Origin of the sequence: Actinobacillus delphinicola, from assembly GCF_900638385.1 — a bacterium.
Taxonomy (GTDB): domain Bacteria; phylum Pseudomonadota; class Gammaproteobacteria; order Enterobacterales; family Pasteurellaceae; genus Actinobacillus_C; species Actinobacillus_C delphinicola.
In genome coordinates this window covers 424,622-443,852 of the sequence record NZ_LR134510.1, presented here as the reverse complement: position 1 = coordinate 443,852, position 19,231 = coordinate 424,622, and the positions used below count along the sequence as shown (strand labels likewise).

6 protein-coding genes and 1 rRNA gene are annotated in these 19,231 nt (G+C 38.1%); 6 read left to right on the top strand and 1 reads right to left on the bottom strand.

Features of this window, described 5'->3' with window-relative positions; translation table 11 throughout:
• Positions 1-4: 4 nt before the first annotated feature.
• The 5 genes from rrf (at position 5) to EL259_RS01970 (ending at position 17,067) form a co-directional block, all read left to right on the top strand.
• Positions 5-120, top strand: a 5S ribosomal RNA gene (rrf, locus tag EL259_RS01990).
• Between the two features lie 503 nt (positions 121-623).
• Positions 624-11,855 (top strand): YadA-like family protein, encoded by an 11,232-nt coding sequence (locus EL259_RS01985; protein ID WP_126598524.1) that lies wholly within the window; start codon positions 624-626, stop codon positions 11,853-11,855.
• A gap of 190 nt (positions 11,856-12,045) precedes the next feature.
• Complete coding sequence (locus EL259_RS01980; RefSeq protein WP_126598522.1) at positions 12,046-12,486, top strand: DNA polymerase III subunit chi; 441 nt, start codon at positions 12,046-12,048, stop codon at positions 12,484-12,486.
• A 34-nt stretch (positions 12,487-12,520) separates the two neighbouring features.
• A complete protein-coding gene (locus tag EL259_RS01975; protein WP_126598520.1) occupies positions 12,521-15,385 on the top strand; it encodes a valine--tRNA ligase in 2,865 nt (954 codons plus the stop codon).
• A 68-nt stretch (positions 15,386-15,453) separates the two neighbouring features.
• The gene (locus tag EL259_RS01970; RefSeq protein ID WP_126598518.1) at positions 15,454-17,067 is read left to right on the top strand and encodes a sulfatase-like hydrolase/transferase; all 1,614 of its coding nucleotides are present in this window, start codon (positions 15,454-15,456) and stop codon (positions 17,065-17,067) included.
• Between the two features lie 41 nt (positions 17,068-17,108).
• Here EL259_RS01970 and EL259_RS01965 read toward each other — a convergent pair whose 3' ends face one another.
• Positions 17,109-18,320 carry an aromatic amino acid transporter gene (locus tag EL259_RS01965; protein ID WP_126598515.1) on the bottom strand — a complete coding sequence of 404 codons (1,212 nt, stop codon included), beginning with the start codon at positions 18,318-18,320 and terminating at the stop codon, positions 17,109-17,111.
• 117 nt (positions 18,321-18,437) lie between these two features.
• On the opposite strand from EL259_RS01965, the gene menH reads away from it, so the two are divergent.
• Positions 18,438-19,220 carry a 2-succinyl-6-hydroxy-2,4-cyclohexadiene-1-carboxylate synthase gene (menH, locus tag EL259_RS01960; RefSeq protein WP_126598513.1) on the top strand — a complete coding sequence of 261 codons (783 nt, stop codon included), beginning with the start codon at positions 18,438-18,440 and terminating at the stop codon, positions 19,218-19,220.
• The last annotated feature ends 11 nt before the right edge of the window (positions 19,221-19,231 follow it).

The following is a 19,231-nucleotide window of genomic DNA, read 5'->3' as shown; positions in this document are numbered from 1 at the left end:
TAATCCTGGCGGCGAAAGTGCAGTGGTCCCACCTGACCCCATGCCGAACTCAGAAGTGAAACGCTGTAACGCCGATGGTAGTGTGGAGTCCCTCCATGCGAGAGTAGGACACCGCCAGGTCCCAACACCAACCTCTTGAGCAATCAAGAGGTTTTTTTATACCTGAAAATCAAGAAAAAAGATTAAGAAAGGCTATCCCATTTTATCCCTGCTTATTTTTCTCTTCTTATTCATATTCATCTCTAATTTTTTTAATTATTATTTTTATTTTAAAAAATTGAAAACACGCCCTATTTTTCCTAAAAATTTATGCGTTTTAAATTGCTCACAAACTTACATAAGTTTTATAGATTATTCCTCTACACACATTTGTTGCCTTTCCATCACTGACTTACACATCACGCCCCGATTTTTCGTAAATTTTATGTACTTTTTATGACCGCCTGTGATCGCATAAATTTTTAGGAAAACCCATAATTTTTATTGTTCTCTACCTAAAGACTACGATAAAAAATATCTTAAAATAGTTATTTTATAACTATTAATAGTATTTTTTTTGAAAGTATTGCTTTATAATCGTACTAATGTTATGAATTTGGTAATTATATTGGGGTAGGTTTGTTATGAATAGAATTTTTAGCGTTATTTATAGCGTTAGTCAGCAAGATTACGTGGTATGTAGTGAATTAGCTAAACAAAAGAATAAAGTAAAAAACTATTCAAGAGGTAGATTAAGTAGCAAATTGATACATATATTTTCTTTGAGTTTACTGACTTTGGCTGTGCTTGGTGTAAATACCGTAGAAGCAGCCTCTACGATTTCAAAACATACTGAAAGTTGTGTTCAAATGGAATCAGGGAAATGTGTAGCCGAACATAAAGCGGATAAACAGAAGAATGCAACTAATACAACTATAGCTGAAACCAATTTCACTACTTCTTTTGATCCTTTCTTTTCTCAAAATTTATTATTGGATGTTAGCCATTCGTTGCCAGCGAATACTCTTAATTTACGCGTTGATCCATGGGGAGACTTTGTTGATAAACTAAGATCTATACAACAATCGATAACTAATTTAAGGAGTCATACCCATTTTCATTACATTAGTATTAATGGTGATGGAAGCAGTGCAGGAAATTATAATAATGATGGTGCCCAGGTTTCAGATGCTATTGCTTTAGGAAGTAACGCAACAGCAGGTTCTAACGGGACGAGTATGTATCAACGTTATCGGGGTAATCCTTTTAACGGGTATACGAATAATCCTAGTAATCTTGCTCCTTATGGTCAAGATCAAGTTTTACAAATTGGCGGATTCCCTGGTACTCAAACAGCAGCACCAATTTCTATAGGGGCTTATACTAAATCAAACGGTGCGGGTATTTCTCTTGGATATGGAGCTAGTACCAATATTATGGGAGTTGCCATCGGAGCATTAGCAACTGCTGATAGTTCCTCAATCTCTATCGGTGCAGGTGCTTTTACACAAGGTAATACATCAATTGCATTAGGAAGACAGGCTGCAGCAATACATGATTATTCTATTGCCCTTGGTAATGTATCAGCTGCGGCTGATCTTGGTTCGCTCGCTATGGGACATTCTGCTACCGCGAAAGGATATCGTGCAATCGCGATTGGTGCTGCAGATATTCGGGCAGAACAAAATACTTCGGGCAATGATTTATATGGAGATGGTGAATACTATGCACCACAAAATTTAAGGACCTTTGCTACTGGAGATGGAGCAATTGCTTTTGGTGCAACAGCACAGGCTACAGGAACGAATAATATTGCTTTTGGTTCAAGTTCTGTTGTAAATGGTAATGATAATGTTGCAATGGGACATGGTGCCCAAGCACAAGCTAATCAGGCATTGGCATTTGGGTTTAATGCTATTGCTGGGCAGAATGATACAAATCAAACTCAAACGACTACTGGCAATGGCGGTGTGAGTGCAGTTGCTATCGGTAGTGGTGCCCACGCTTTGGGAGACAGTACTTTAGCGATTGGTGCGGGGTCACAAGCATTAGCAAGTAATTCTTTATTAAATGAAATTAACTCATTAGGACAAGGTCAGCAGCAGCTAGACGGTAAATCCATCGCAATTGGTGATACTTCGAGCGCTATTTACGATGAAAGTATAGCTATTGGAGCTAATGCACAAGCAGGCGTTAATACGAATAATACAAGTGCACAATTTAATGGAGAAGGAGGAATTCGCTCTGTTGCTATAGGAAGTCATGCGACAACAACTTTTGATAATAGTGTTGCAATTGGTTCGGGCTCTGTTACAACTGTGGATGCTGGAGTACAAGGATATGATATTCAAACTGGTTCTACAACAACACAAACAACAGGTGCATGGCAATCTACTGCAGCAGCTGTAGCTGTCGGTAATGGTACTCAAGTTACTCGTCAAATTACGGGAGTTGCAGCAGGTACTAATGATACAGATGCTGTTAACGTTGCTCAATTAAAACGTATCCAAACTTCTTATACTGGTGATAATACGACAACGATTGTTACTCGAACACCTAGTCAAAATTTACAAATTCTCGGTGGAGCATCTGGAGACACTATTGCTGATGGAATTAAGACAATTGGTAATGAAAACGGCTCTATTTCAATTCAACTAGCTCAAGTTCTTAATGGTTTGAAAACTGTAGGAGTTGGTAATATAACTATTAATTCAACCAAAGGGATTGATGCAGGTAATTTGCCAATATCTCATATTCCCGATACGCCAACATCTGGTGATCAGGCAGTAAATAGAAATTATGTATGGGGATTAGGTTGGGAACTTAGTAATAATGGTAATAGCGTTGGTAACGTTAGTGTAATGGGCAATACCGTAAATTTTAAAAATGGTAAAGGAACACTAGCTAATACAACGGTTGGGAGTGATAAGTCATTTGATGTTTCATATGATGTAAATGTTGACGGAAAAACTATCACAATTAATAAATCTGGACAATTGGTTGCTAATGCCTCAGAGAGCCCTTTCCAAGTTGGGGGAGGGACTGGTAAGCCAATTACAATCAACTCCGATAATAATCAATTTAATATTATTGGAGCGGCAGATGGCGATATTATTACGACAGTGAATGGTAATAATATTATGGTCGATTTAAATAAAGCCACGAAAACTGCCTTAAAAAATGCGCAAAATCATACCTTTATTAATAAAGCAACACTCGGTGAAGACAATAAACTTACATTAGATTATAACAATGATACTAAACCGATTAGTGTAGATTTAAGTAGTTTAAAAACTCAAATAAAATCGGGAAATAACGTAACTATTACTGGGAACGGTACTTTGAATTCACCATACTCAGTTAATGTAGCAACAACGAGTCTTTCTGTTGGTAATGGAGCTGTGAATGATCCTGATGCAGGAGCTTCACAGGATTTAGTAACAGCGGGAAATATTGTTAATGTGCTAAATGGGCTTGGGATTTATATGGAAGCTCAAAGCGCAAATCCATTTATTGTGAACCCCGGTGGTACGGTTAATTTTACAAATGGTGATAATAATATTTTAGTATCTAGCGATGGTAGTAGCTCCATTAATTTTAACCTAAGTAATCAAATACACCTTACTCAAGGGACAATATCAGGTATTGCAAATAATATTAATTTTGCCGATGCCGGTAGTGTTAGACAACGCGGTAGTAATGCTGCAAGTCTAAATGATGTTCTTCGCATGGGATGGATATTGCAAGCAAATGGTAAGAAAAAATTACAGGTTAATCCATATAGTACGGTAAATTTTGAAAATGGTAATGGTACGACCATAAGTATTAGACCAGCTGGTCCTACAGCTAAGGTGAAATACGATGTGAATGTTGATGGAACTACGATCAAAGTTAATAGTCAGAATCAACTAACAGCAGATTTAAGTAGCGCTAAGACAGTACTAGTGAGTGGTTCCAATACAACATTATCTGGTGACGGTACTGCTACAAACCCATATAAAGTCAATGTTGCAGATATGCACGTGAAATCAGGTGCGATGGCATATAACGATCAAGGTGAGGGGACATTAACCTTAACAAGTGGCGACGGAACAACAACCACAATCACGGGCGTAGATAACACCTTTGTCAATAAAGCTACTCTTGGTTCAGATAACAAACTCAGTTTGACTTACAATAACGGTCAGGCTCCATTAAGTGTTGATCTAAGTGGCTTAAAAGCCCATATGGTAGCTGGTTCCAACACAACCTTAGATGGTGACGGTACTGCTACAAACCCATATAAAGTCAATGTTGCAGATATGCACGTGAAATCAGGTGCGATGGCATATAACGATCAAGGTGAGGGGACATTAACCTTAACAAGTGGCGACGGAACAACAACCACAATCACGGGCGTAGATAACACCTTTGTCAATAAAGCTACTCTTGGTTCAGATAACAAACTCAGTTTGACTTACAATAACGGTCAGGCTCCATTAAGTGTTGATCTAAGTGGCTTAAAAGCCCATATGGTAGCTGGTTCCAACACAACCTTAGATGGTGACGGTACTGCTACAAACCCATATAAAGTCAATGTTGCGGATATGCACGTGAAATCAGGTGCGATGTCATATAACGATCAAGGTGAGGGTACATTAACCTTAACAAGTGGCGACGGAACAACAACCACAATCACGGGTGTAGATAACACCTTTGTCAATAAAGCTACCCTTGGTTCAGATAACAAACTCAGTTTGGCTTACAATAACGGTCAGGCTCCATTAAGTGTTGATCTAAGTGGCTTAAAAGCCCATATGGCAGCGGGGACTAATACAACATTATCTGGTAATGGTACTGCCATAAATCCATATAAAGTCAATGTTGAGGATATGCACGTGAAATCAGGTGCGATGGCATATAACGATCAAGGTGCTGGGACATTAACTTTAACGAGTGGCGATGGTACGAAGACAACAATTACGGGCGTAGATAACACCTTTGTCAATAAAGCTACCCTTGATTCAGATAACAAACTCAGTTTGACTTACAATAACGGTCAGGCTCCATTAAGTGTTGATCTAAGTGGCTTAAAAGCCCATATGGTAGCTGGTACCAACACAACCTTAGATGGTGACGGTACTGCTACAAACCCATATAAAGTCAATGTTGCGGATATGCACGTGAAATCAGGTGCGATGTCATATAATGATCAAGGTGAGGGGACATTAACTTTAACGAGTGGCGATGGTACGAAGACAGCAATCACGGGCGTAGATAACACCTTTGTCAATAAAGCTACCCTTGGTTCAGATGACAAACTCAGCCTAGATTACAACAATGGACAAACACCATTAAGTGTTGATCTAAGTGGCTTAAAAGCCCATATGACAGCAGGCACTAACACAACCTTAACTGGTAATGGTACTGCCATAAATCCATATAAAGTCAATGTTGCGGATATGCACGTGAAATCAGGTGCGATGTCATATAACGATCAAGGTGAGGGTACATTAACCTTAACGAGTGGCGATGGTACGAAGATAACAATTACGGGCGTAGATAACACCTTTGTCAATAAAGCTACCCTTGGTTCAGATAACAAACTCAGTTTGACTTACAATAACGGTCAGGCTCCGTTAAGTGTTGATCTAAGTGGCTTAAAAGCCCATATGGTAGCTGGTACTAACACAACCTTAGATGGTGACGGTACAGCTACAAGCCCATACAAAGTTAATGTTGCTGATATGCACGTGAAATCAGGTGCGATGTCATATAACGATCAAGGTGAGGGTACATTAACCTTAACAAGTGGCGACGGAACAACAACCACAATCACGGGTGTAGATAACACCTTTATCAATAAAGCAACCCTCGGTTCAGATAATAAACTTAGTTTGGATTACAACAATGGACAAACACCGTTAAGTGTTGATCTAAGTGGCTTAAAAGCCCATATGGTAGCTGGTACTAACACAACCTTAACTGGTAATGGTACGCAAGATAATCCATTTATAGTGAATGTTGCGACGACACCACTAACTATTTCAAATGGTAAAGTCATGACTCCAGCGACGACTGACGCAGGCAAACTTGCAACAGCGGGTGATATAGCGAAAGCCTTAAATGGTGTTGGTTTCAATATTGAAGGTAATGGTGCATCTCCTGAATTTATCTCAAGTGGTGCAACGGTTAACTTTGTGAATGGTAATGCGACGACTGCGACAGTATCGAAAGACGGCACAACACCAACCGTGAAATATGATATTGCGGTTGATAATGACACCATTAAGATCGAAAACGGTAAATTGACTGCAACCGTGAGTGCAGGTGATTTAGATCTTCATTACAAAGCAAATAGTAAAGCACCAGACAACACAGTATCTTTAGCTGAGGGACTCAACTTCATGAATGGTGCCAATACCACCGCGAAAGTTGAAGCAGATGGTAAGGTTACTTATAGTGTTAATCCAGCATTAACCAATATTAAGAGTATTAGTAACGGCACTGATGGTAAAGGTGCAACGATTACCCTTGGTAGTGCAGAGAAAACCGTTGATGTCGGTGGAAGTCGTATCACCAATGTAGGTACACCAACCGCTCCTACAGATGCTGTAAATAAAGGTTATGTAGACGGACAAACTTTTGGGCTTAGTGGCGATAGTGGTAAAGCGACAACCCAACTTAATAAAACTATCGCGGTAACTGGCGTGAAAGACAATAGTGGTGTTGGTATTCAAACCACTGCAAGCGGTACGAGTTTAACCATTGGTTTAACTGAAGCGACTCAAAAAGCGATAGCAGATGGTCAAAAACATACCCAAGTGTTGAAAGGCACGAATGTTACAAGCATTACGTCAGGTGCAGCAAAAGATGGTGCACCAACATATACCGTCAACGTTGATGATATGCGCGTGAAATCAGGCACCGTATCTTATAGTGCAGATGGTGCAGGTACAGCGACTCTACAAATGGACGGTACGCACACTGCAACCATTACGGGATTAAAAGACACGTATGTAAATGGTGCAACCTTCGATGCTTCAAAAGATGAACTCACCTTAAATCATAATGATGGTAAAAACCCTGTTACTGTTGATTTAAGTGGCTTAAAAGCCCATATGGCTAACGGTACAGATACAACTGTTACCGGTACGGGAACAGAAGCGAAACCATTTGTTGTGAACGTTGTGACTACACCGCTAACTGTATCAAACGGTAAGGTAACAGCGCCGACAACAGCAGATGCAGGTAAACTTGCAACAGCAGGTGATATTGCAAAAGCCTTAAATGGTATTGGTTTCAATATTGAAGGTAATGGTGCATCTCCTGAATTTATCTCGAGTGGTGCAACGGTTAACTTCGTGAATGGTAATGCGACGACTGCGACAGTATCGAAAGAAGGTACAACACCAACCGTGAAATATGATGTTGCGGTGGATAATGACACCATTAAGATCGAAAACGGTAAATTGACTGCAACCGTGAGTGCGGGTGATTTAGATCTTCATTACAAAGCGAACAGTAAAGCACCAGACAACTCAGTATCTTTACCTGAGGGACTCAACTTCATGAATGGCGCTAATACCACTGCAAAAGTTGAAGCAGATGGTAAAGTTACTTATAGCGTTAATCCAGCATTAACCAATATTAAGAGCATTAGTAACGGCACTGATGATAAAGGTGCAACGATTACCCTTGGTAGTACAGAGAAAACCGTTGATGTCGGTGGAAGTCGTATCACCAATGTAGGTACACCAATCTCTGGTACAGATGCTGTAAATAAAAATTATGTAGATGGACAAACCTTCGGGCTTAGTGGTAATAGTGGTAAGACAACGGCTAAACTTAATAGCACTATCGCTGTTACTGGTACAAAAGATGGTAACGGTCTTGGTATTCAAACCACCGCAAGTAATACTGGTTTAACCATTGGTTTAACTGATGCAACGCAAAAAGCAATAGCAGATGGTCAAAAACATACCCAAGTATTGAAAGGGGCGAATGTCACCAGCATTACTGTGGCTAAAGCAGACAATGGTGCACCGACATATACCGTCAACGTTGCCGATATGCGCCTGAAATCAGGCACCGTAACTTATAGTACAGATGGTGCGGGTACAGCGACTCTACAAATGGATGGTAACCACACTGCAACCATTACGGGATTAAAAGACACTTATGTAAATGGCGCAACTTTCGATGCTTCAAAAGATGAACTCACCTTAAATCATAATGACGGTAAAAATCCTGTTACTGTTGATTTAAGTGGCTTAAAAGCACATATGAGTGCTGGGAGTAACACAACCTTAACTGGTAATGGTACGAAAGATAATCCATTTATAGTGAATGTTGCAACGACACCGCTAACTGTATCAAACGGTAAGGTAACAGCGCCGACAGCAGCGGATGCAGGCAAACTTGCAACAGCGGGTGATATTGCAAAAGCCTTAAATGGTGTTGGTTTCAATATTGAAGGTAATGGTGCATCTCCTGAATTTATCTCAAGTGGTGCAACGGTTAACTTCGTGAATGGTAATGCGACGACTGCGACAGTATCGAAAGAAGGTACAACGCCAACCGTGAAATATGATGTTGTGGTTGATAATAACACCATTAAGATCGAAAACGGTAAATTGACTGCAACCGTGAGTTCAGGTGATTTAGATCTTCATTACAAAGCAAATAGTAAAGCACCAGACAACTCAGTATCTTTAGCTGAGGGACTCAACTTCATGAATGGCGCTAATACCACTGCAAAAGTTGAAGCAGGGGGTAAGGTTACCTATAGCGTTAATCCAGTATTAACCAATATTAAGAGCATTAGTAACGGCACTGGCGGTAAAGGTGCAACGATTACCCTTGGTAGTGCAGAGAAAACCGTTGATGTCGGTGGAAGTCGTATCACCAATGTAGGTATACCAACAGCAGATAGCGATGCCGTAAACAAAGGTTATGTCGATGGACAAACTTTTGGGCTTAGTGGCGATAGTGGTAAAGCGACAACCCAACTTAATAAAACTATCGCAGTAACTGGCGTGAAAGACAATAGTGGCATTGGTATTCAAACCACCGCAAGCGGTACTAGTTTAACTATCAGTTTAACTGATGCAACGCAAAAAGCGATAGCGAACGGACAAAAACATACCCAAGTGTTGAAAGGTACGAATGTCGCCAGCATTACTGCAGGTACAACTCAAGATGGTGCACCAACATATAAAGTTAATGTTGATGATATGCGCGTGAAATCAGGCACCGTAACTTATAGTACAGATGGTGTGGGCACAGCGACCCTTCAAATGGATGGCAACCACACTGCAACCATTACGGGATTAAAAGATACTTATGTGAATGGTGGTAGTTTCAATCCTGAAAATGATACTTTAACTTTAACGCATAATGATAATAGTAATCCTGTTGCGATTAATTTAAGTGGTTTGCGTATTAATATTGTGAATGGTGACAGTACAACAGTAGAAGGTAACGGTTCTGCAAACGATCCATATCGCATTAATATCAACACAGGTGATGTAACGATTACGCCTGATGGAAAAGCTCAAGGTCCATCAACATTACCATCAGATCAAATTAAGACATTGAAAGATAATTTGAATAAAGCGCATGGTGGAGTGACGAGTGCTGAAAACGCTTTGAATAGTGCCAATAAAGCTCTCGCTGGTGCGAAAACACCTGCTGAAAAACAACAGGCACAAGCGAAAGTGACGGCAGCTCAGAATGCGTTAAAAGCAGCCCAAGATGCATTAACTAAAGCACAAAATGCCTACAATGGTGCTGGCCTTAATAAAGTTGCGACAGCACAAAGTGTTGCAGATGCGATAAATCATAGCGGTTTTAATGTCCAAGCTGCTGCAAATGGCGGTGAGTTAATAGGTTCTGCGAATAAAACGATTGTTCATAATGGTGCTTTAGTGAAATTTGAAGCAGGTAAAAATCTTCAAATCCAACAAAATGATCAAAACTTCACCTATTCACTTAATCCGAAGATTGAAGTTCAACAAGTGACTGTTAAGGGTACAGATCCAAATGATAATGGCGTTACGATTACCAGTGGTGTTGGTAGTGATAAGACACCAACCCTACAGCTAGGTAGTCAAAATAAACCGGTGCGTATTGCGAATGTTGCGGATGGTACAGCGCCGAATGATGCGGTGAATCATAAACAACTTGAACAAGTTGCAGCTGGTATTACGAATAAAGCAATTAATTTTGGTGGTGATAGTGGTAAGGCAGTCTCAACAAAATTAGGTGATACACTTAATATTCAAGGTGGTGTTAAAGATCCGACTAAATTAACAGACGGTAATATTGGTGTTGTAACAGATCCTACAACTCATAGTTTGAAAGTGAAATTGGCAAAAGATCTCAAAGATCTCAGTTCTGTACAGCTTACTGATGCGAAAGGTAAACCGAATATCAAACTTGATGGACAAAGCGGTACGATTGCTGGATTAACAAATACGAAATTTGATCCGAATAATATTAATCCAAGTCGTGCGGCCACTGAAGGTGAGGTGAATGATGTTTACAATGCAGCTAAAGTGAAAACGAAAGTTACAGCTGGAAAAGGTGGCGTGATTGTCGATAATATTGGTACCGAGCAGGCTCCAAATTATCAAATTAGCATTGATCCTAACCAAATCGCACAAGGAACGAATATTCATTACCGTGCTAATGGTGGAACCGTACAAAGTGTAAGTTTAGATACTGGCTTTAATTTCACCAATGGTACGAATACAACGGCGGTTGTGGGTAAAGATGGTAATGTTACTTACAATATTAATCCTGATCTTAGTGGTATTAACAGCATTAGTAACGGTGCGTCTGGTACAGGTGCAAAAATTACTTTAGATAAAGGCGATAAGAATATTAGTGTTAATGGAGGTAAAGTAACTGGCGTTGCGGATGGTACGGTGGCTCCAAATTCTACTGATGCGGTTAATGGCAAACAACTTTACCAAACTCAACAACAGATAGTGGCTAACAAAAATGCTATTGCAACTAATGCACAACATATAGCGGATAATGCAAGCAATATTGCATCCAACAAACAAAGTATTGCACAAAATATGCAAAAAATTACGGATAATAGCAACAAGATCGCTCAAAATACTCAAAAAATTGATCAAGTAAAAAATCATATAGATCAGGTTGCTGGTGATATTGATAAGAATAGTCAAGCCATTAAAAAAGGCATAAATATAGCAGGTAATGCAGGAAATGGAGATCAGGCATTAGGTAGTACGGTCAATATCGTGGGTTCAGCTAAAGCACAAGATAGTAGCTATTCTAGTGATAATATTACGACAACTTATACTCAGGATAAGGATGGTAATGGTACTGTAAAAGTAGAAATGAAAGAAAAACCGACTTTCAAAGGCGTTGAAGTGACGGATAGCCAGGGTAAGAATAAAGTGAGTATTAGTACGACCTCAACCCGCTATCAAGGCGATAAAGATGCCGTACCAACTGTATCATTAAGTGGGGGTACGGATAAGAATGGTAAAGTTGTTCCTGTTCGTATTGAGCATGTTGCTGATGGTGTCCGTGATGATGATGCAGCTAATATGGGGCAAGTGCGTCGATTGGCACAGGGAGTCAGCAATGGTTTCACGAAGTTAAGTGAACATGTTAATGATGTTGATAAACATGCTCGTGCTGGTATCGCTTCTGCGGGTGCAATTGCGACTTTACCGCAAGCCATTTATGCAGAACGTTCACAAGTTGCGGCAGCGGTTACACAATATCGTGGACAGTCTGCATTAGCTATCGGTTATTCAACTGTATCTGATAATAGTAAATGGACAGTACGTTTTACTGGCTCCACTAATACCCAAAAAGACACCATGGTTGGTGTTGGGGCAGGTTATAGTTGGTAAAATAACTGTCTAGTAAAAGATAAAAACGCATCTCATTGGGATGCGTTTTTTATATAAATTTTTCCGAAAATCGGGGCGTGATACATAAATTTTAAAATTTTTCTAAAAACTGCGAGTAGCATTTTATTTTTTATGACTTTTTCGCTAGAATTACCCCCTTTATATATTTCTTAATCAATGCAGAGTCTTTATGCCACAAGCACAATTTTATTTAATTCAAGAAGCCGTTCCTGAGAATGATGAGCTTTCACTCGTAGAGAATAAAGCTTGTGATTTAGCTACCTCTTATTTTCGTGCTGGGAAAAAAGTTCTCCTGTGGTGTGAGAATAAAGAGCAGGCAGAACGTTTAGATGATGCACTTTGGCAACGAGATGGAAATGCTTTTGTTCCACATAATCTTGCAGGAGAAATAACTAAAATCCCTACTCCAGTAGAACTCGCCTGGGCAGGGAAACGCAATAGTCAACGCCGAGATGTCATAATTAATTTAAGTGTACAGGTACCTGAATTTATCAATAGTTTCAACCATGCTATTGACTTTGTACCTCTTGATGAGGCTGAGAAAGTTTTAGCTCGAGAACGCTATAAATATTATCGTCAATTAGGTTGGCAATTAAAGATGGAACAATAATAAACGCTAGAATTCAATCAACAGAGAAAAACAGATGAGTAAAAAAATTGAAATGGCGGATCGTTTTGATCCGAGTGCGGTAGAGCAAGGGCTTTATCGTCATTGGGAAGAAATGGGTTATTTTAAACCAACAGAAGATATCAATAACCCAAGCTATTGTATTGCTATTCCGCCACCGAATGTTACTGGTAGCCTTCATATGGGGCATGCGTTCCAACAAACTTTAATGGATACCTTAATCCGTTTCCACCGTATGGAAGGGGATAATACCTTATGGCAAGCAGGGACTGACCATGCAGGTATTGCAACCCAAATGGTGGTGGAGCGTAAAATTGCTGCCGAAGAAAATAAAACTCGTCATGATTATGGACGTGATGCTTTCATTGAAAAAATTTGGCAATGGAAAGGTGAGTCTGGCGGTAATATCAGTCAACAAATGCGTCGCTTAGGTGATAGCGTTGATTGGGATCGTGAACGTTTCACAATGGATGAAGGGTTATCAAATGCAGTAAAAGAAGTATTTGTTCGTTTACATGAGGAAGGACTTATTTATCGTGGTAAACGTCTTGTAAACTGGGATCCAAAACTTCACACTGCTATTTCTGATCTTGAAGTAGAAAATAAAGAGAAAAAAGGTAGCCTTTGGCATTTCCGTTACCCACTTGCAAATGGTGCAAAAACAGCGGAAGGCTTGGATTATTTAGAAATTGCGACAACTCGACCAGAAACCATGCTTGGGGATACGGCAGTAGCGGTACACCCTGAAGATGAGCGTTACCAAGATTTAATCGGTAAATCTGTGATCCTTCCAATCGTTAATCGTGAAATCCCAATTATTGCAGACGATTACGTGGAAAAAGATTTCGGAACAGGTGTTGTGAAAATTACTCCAGCACATGACTTTAACGACTACGAAGTGGGTAAACGTCATCAATTACCAATGGTTAACGTAATGACCCCAAATGCAGATATCCGTGAAGAAGCAGAAATCGTAGGTAGTGACGGTAAAGTTTTAGCGGATTATATTGCTGAAATTCCAGCAAAATACCGTGGAATGGAACGTTTTGCTGCGCGTAAACAAATCGTTGAAGATCTTGACGCATTAGGTTTACTTGGCGAAATTAAACCACATGATCTAAAAGTACCATACGGCGATCGTGGTGGCGTGCCTATTGAACCAATGCTAACCGACCAATGGTATGTAAGCGTTAAACCATTAGCGGAAGTTGCAACCAAAGCCGTTGAAGATGGTGAAATTCAATTTGTACCAAAACAATATGAAAACCTCTATTTCTCTTGGATGCGCGATATTCAAGATTGGTGTATCTCTCGTCAATTATGGTGGGGACATCGTATCCCAGCTTGGTATGATGCAGAAGGTAATGTTTATGTTGCACGTAATGAAGAAGAAGTACGCAGCAAATATAATTTACCAGCAGACCTCGCCCTTCGCCAAGATGAAGATGTGTTAGATACTTGGTTCTCATCTGGTCTTTGGACATTCTCAACCTTAGGCTGGCCAGAAAATACCAAAGAACTTAAAATGTTCCATCCAACTGATGTATTAATCACTGGATTTGACATTATTTTCTTCTGGGTCGCTCGTATGATCATGTTTACCATGCATTTCATCAAAGATGAAAATGGTAAACCACAAGTACCATTTAAAACCGTTTATGTTACGGGCTTAATCCGTGATGAAAATGGCGATAAAATGTCTAAATCAAAAGGTAACGTTATCGATCCGATCGATATGATCGATGGTATTGATCTTGAAAGTCTTGTTGCAAAACGTACAGGCAACATGATGCAACCACAACTTGCAGCAAAAATTGAGAAAAATACCCGTAAAACCTTCCCTGAAGGTATTGCCCCACACGGTACAGACGCATTACGTTTTACCTTAGCTGCACTTGCAAGTAATGGTCGAGATATTAACTGGGATATGAAACGTCTAGAAGGTTACCGCAATTTCTGCAATAAACTTTGGAATGCGAGCCGTTTCGTATTAACGAACGATAAACTAGATCTTTCTGAAGGCGAAGTTGAATACAGCTTAGCAGATCGCTGGATTGAAGCGGAATTTAATCATGCAGTAGAAACCTTCCGTCAATCTTTAGAACAATATCGTTTTGATATGTGTGCAAATGCACTTTATGAATTTACTTGGAACCAATTCTGTGACTGGTACTTGGAATTAACCAAACCAGTATTTGCAAAAGGTACACAAGCACAAATTCGTGGAGCAAGCCGTACTTTAATTAACGTATTGGAAAAACTATTGCGTTTAGCTCACCCAATTATGCCTTTCATTACTGAAGAAATTTGGCAACAAGTGAAAGGTTTAGCGGGCGTTGAAGGTGAAACTATCATGTTGCAACCATTCCCGAAAGCGGATGCGAGCAAAAATGATGAAAAAGCCGTAGCAGAAATGGAATGGTTACAAGCGATTATTACTGCTGTACGTAATATCCGTGCAGAAAGTAATATCGCACCAAGTAAACCATTAGAACTTGCGTTACGCTATTTAACCGCAGAGCAAAAAGCAACACTTGAAGCAAATGTTGATTTACTTAAAGCCATGGCGAAATTATCTGATATCAGTGTATTGGCAGATAATCAAGAACCACCACTTTCTGTAAGTAAACTTGTTGAAAACGTTGAAGTATTTGTACCAATGGCAGGTTTTATCGATAAAGATAAAGAACTTGCACGTTTACAAAAAGAACTTGATAAAACAGCAAATGAAATTTCACGTATCGAAAATAAACTAAATAACGAAGCTTTCGTAGCAAAAGCACCAGAAGCCGTTATCGTAAAAGAACGTGAAAAAATGCAAGGCTATCAACAAGCCCAAGAAAAATTACAACAACAATATAAAGCAATTGAAGCGTTGTAGTTTTTGATGATACTAAAAAAGGGATTAACTTGTTAATCCCTTTATTTTTGCGTTATATTTAGGAGAAAATGAATATGCGTTATCAACGCACAGTTTATATACGGATTATCTTAGTTATTTTATATTCTATTTTTACTGTTTATGCATTAGGGCTAAATTATGACCTATTTAGAAATAGAAATATTACTAGTATGATAACATTGATACTATCAATCTTTATTTTAAGAAGATTATCGTATCCTATATTTTGTATTTATTTTGTGTTTAATACATTATTAGCTGTTTTATTACTACCTACTTCTTTTGTTTATAGAGAAATAAGTAGTGATATGATTATTGCAGGATTTAGTACTAATATTGCGGAGGCAACCGAATATATTTTAAATTTACCTGTAACTGCATTTTTGTTAGATACTATATATGTTATATTGTCAATACTTACATTTCTCATATGCAAGAAGAATATTATTAAGAATAATAAACTTATGTATGGGATATGTTCTATTTTTATTATATTAGTTTTATTTTCTCCTATTAAGCATTATTTAAAGGGGAAATATGATATGCCATTAGAATTAATAACTTATATTAATCCACCGATTGTAAAGGTTTTTACAAAGTACTATTATGTTCATCATAATTATGAGAAAACATTACAATTAATTAAAAATAAGAAAAATGAGAATACATGGGTATTAGATAAGGAAAATAATTTAGATAGTACTAGTATTCATAAATATCATACTTATGTTGTTGTCATTGGTGAGAGTAATCGAAGAGATTATATGTCTGTATATTCTTACCCTATTGATGATACACCTTTCCTGGATAAAGTGAATGGAGTATTTTTTAAAAATTATATTTCAGCACAATCCCATACAGTAGCTTCATTAAAAGCAATGTTTATAAAAAATGATATTATCCATTATGATTATACTAAGAATGTGATTAATTTAGCTAATAGTGCAGGATATAAAACTTATTGGATTTCTAATCAGGGATTCATAGGTGTTTTTGATACGCCTACAACATTAATTGCAACAAATGCAAATAAAACATATTTTTTAAATAAAGGTGATTATACTTCAGATTTACATAGTGATGTAATTGTTGAAAATACATTGAATACTATTTTAAAAGAATCCCCAAATAGTGATAAAGTAATTTTTATTCATATTATGGGTTCTCATCCAAGATTTTGTCGCCGTCTTAGTCCTGATTTCCATATTAAAGATTATCATAATATTTTAAATCCAAATATGGATTGTTATTTAAGTTCTATCAAGCAGACTGATAAATTACTTTCGGATATTTATACGATGTTAGAAAATACGCATCAATCTTTTTCTATGATGTATTTTTCAGATCATGGATTAAGTCACACAAGTTTAGATGTTTCAAAAACATCGCTTGTTCATGGTGATTTACATAAATCAAACTTTAATGTACCAATGATAGTGCTTTCTAGCGATAGTAAAAAACGTACTTTTATCAATGCTTATAAATCAGGGTTTAATTTTGTAAATCAATTTGCACAATGGTTAGGTATTAAGGCTGAAGGATTATCTGATACACCAAAATTTTTTAGTGAAGAGTCACCGAAGAATATTTATGTTTTGGATAAAAATCACTTGTATAAAAATTTAAAAGATGATCCTGCTTTTTTACCTGTGAATAAATAACAAAATCCCCCAAAAATTGGGGGATTTTTTATTGTGTAACGTTAGCCGATGACGGAAGGCAGATATCCTGCTTGTATTAAAAAAGGAACGCAAGCAATGCTGATACCAATGATTAAAGTGATGATAAGTGCGGGTTTACCACCAATTACTTGATAATTTAAATTAGGATATTGGTTACGTAGTTTCCATGCCATGGCTACGGGAAGAACAATGGCATAGCATGCAAACATTTGTCCTGCGTATCCGAGTGCGAGAATAAAGCCTTGTGGAAAAAAGAGCGCAAAGGCGAGAGGCGGAACAAAAGTTGCTAGCCCCACCGCCTTGCGAGAATGAGAAATTTTCATTCTTTTGAACAAGTCTTCTAATGTTTCAAATAGTCCGAGTGCTACGCCCAAAAAAGAGGTGATAAGGGCGAGTGCTGAGAAAAGGCGTACAACAATACCGATAGTTTGACTTCCCGTACTTTGAGTGATCGCTACAACGAGTCCATTTAAAGTAGGATCTTTGTCGAGAATTTGTAAAAAAGCGGATTGATTTAATACACCATGTGTTGCAAATTGCCATAAAATATAAGCGATTAAAGGAATCAAAGTTCCTATCAAAATAGCAAGACGTAAGGCTGAAGTATTGCCTTTTAAGTAGCGATTTAAACTGGGAATTGAACCATGAAATCCAAATGCTGTAAAAAAGATAGGGCTAGCTGAAATCAGTAGGGCATTATTTAGTGGGATTTCCATGAGATTTTGCCAAGTAATATTGGGTAGTAAGAGTAGAAGTACTAATGCAAAAAAGCTAAATTTCAGAGAAAGGATTAAACGATTAACTCGATCGACCGTACTCGTTCCGAGGAAAATAATCCCACCAAAGATGAGTGTAAATAGTACGCCACTGAGTTGCAGCATAAATGTATTCGTTGCTAGGTGTGGTAATAGACCTGCAAAGATGGCGCTTCCACCTGAAATATAGGCAGAAACGAGTGCATATAGAAAAATAAGTAAAATACTGGTGGCAAAAACACGCCCCGATTTTCCGAAAAATTTTTCAGCAAGCGTGCCAATACCTGCATCACTTTCGACAGTTTGATATACTTCAACGAATAAAAGAGCAGAATAGGTTAGTAACGCCCATAAGGCAATTAAGAGGAAAATTGTAAAACCAAAGCCAATCCCTGCTGATGTGAGAGGCATAGCAAGCATCCCGCCACCGATAGTTGTACCGGCAACAATTAAGCTACTACCAATCATTTTGTTCATTTTGCACTCCTTTGTTGTGTAAAGGAAGTTTAACAAAAATAAATTTAAGTTGTAAACTTAATAATACATAAAATGTAAAAAATAAATTACATTTTGTTTATGGAGATTTTATAAGTAATGGATGAACAGATAACGTTATGTTTTTTACATGGATTACTCGGATCAGGGGAAGATTGGCAGGAAGTTATTCAGTATATCCAAAAAAATGCACCTTTAATTAAGTGTATTACATTAGATTTACCTTTTCATGGAGATGAAAAAAAGACTTGTGTTAAGGATTTCGCTGAAACTGAGATATTCATTCAAAAAGAAATAGAGCGAAAAATTGGAAATGAATCTTATTGGTTAATCGGTTATTCTCTTGGCGGACGGATTGCATTGGATTTTGTTTTACAAAAAAATGTAAATAAAAATTTACAAGGATTAATTCTTGAAGGAGCAAATTTTGGATTATCTAGCGAAGAAGAAAGAAAAGCACGTTGGGCAAATGATGTGAAATGGGCTAATCGTTTTGCCACAGAGGCACTTTCAAATGTGCTAGCTGATTGGTACCAACAAAAAGTATTTTCTCATTTAAATGATAAGCAACGTCAGGCATTAATAACGAAGCGAGCGGGAAATAGCGGTACAGGGATTGCTCAAATGCTAAAGGCGACCTCATTAGCCAAGCAAGAATATTTTTTATCACCTTCATGGATAATAAAATGGGAGATATTCCGAAAACAGCACCATGTTGTTTATATTTGTGGCGAACGTGATGAAAAATTTAAGAAACTTGCCAAAAATATTCAAATTCCAATGAGGGTAATTCCAAATGCGGGGCATAATAGTCATCAAGAAAATCCTGAAGCTTTTGCACAGTCTTTATTGGATTATGTGAAATCTTGTTATGAAGTATAATTCTAGTTGAT

Excerpts from the sequence above, each read along its gene's own strand:
- EL259_RS01985 (WP_126598524.1), top strand. The coding sequence starts at position 624 with ATGAATAGAATTTTTAGCGTTATTTATAGCGTTAGTCAGCAAGATTAC.
- EL259_RS01980 (WP_126598522.1), top strand. The coding sequence starts at position 12,046 with ATGCCACAAGCACAATTTTATTTAATTCAAGAAGCCGTTCCTGAGAAT.
- EL259_RS01975 (WP_126598520.1), top strand. The coding sequence starts at position 12,521 with ATGAGTAAAAAAATTGAAATGGCGGATCGTTTTGATCCGAGTGCGGTA.
- EL259_RS01970 (WP_126598518.1), top strand. The coding sequence starts at position 15,454 with ATGAATATGCGTTATCAACGCACAGTTTATATACGGATTATCTTAGTT.
- EL259_RS01965 (WP_126598515.1), bottom strand. The coding sequence starts at position 18,320 with ATGAACAAAATGATTGGTAGTAGCTTAATTGTTGCCGGTACAACTATC.
- menH (WP_126598513.1), top strand. The coding sequence starts at position 18,438 with ATGGATGAACAGATAACGTTATGTTTTTTACATGGATTACTCGGATCA.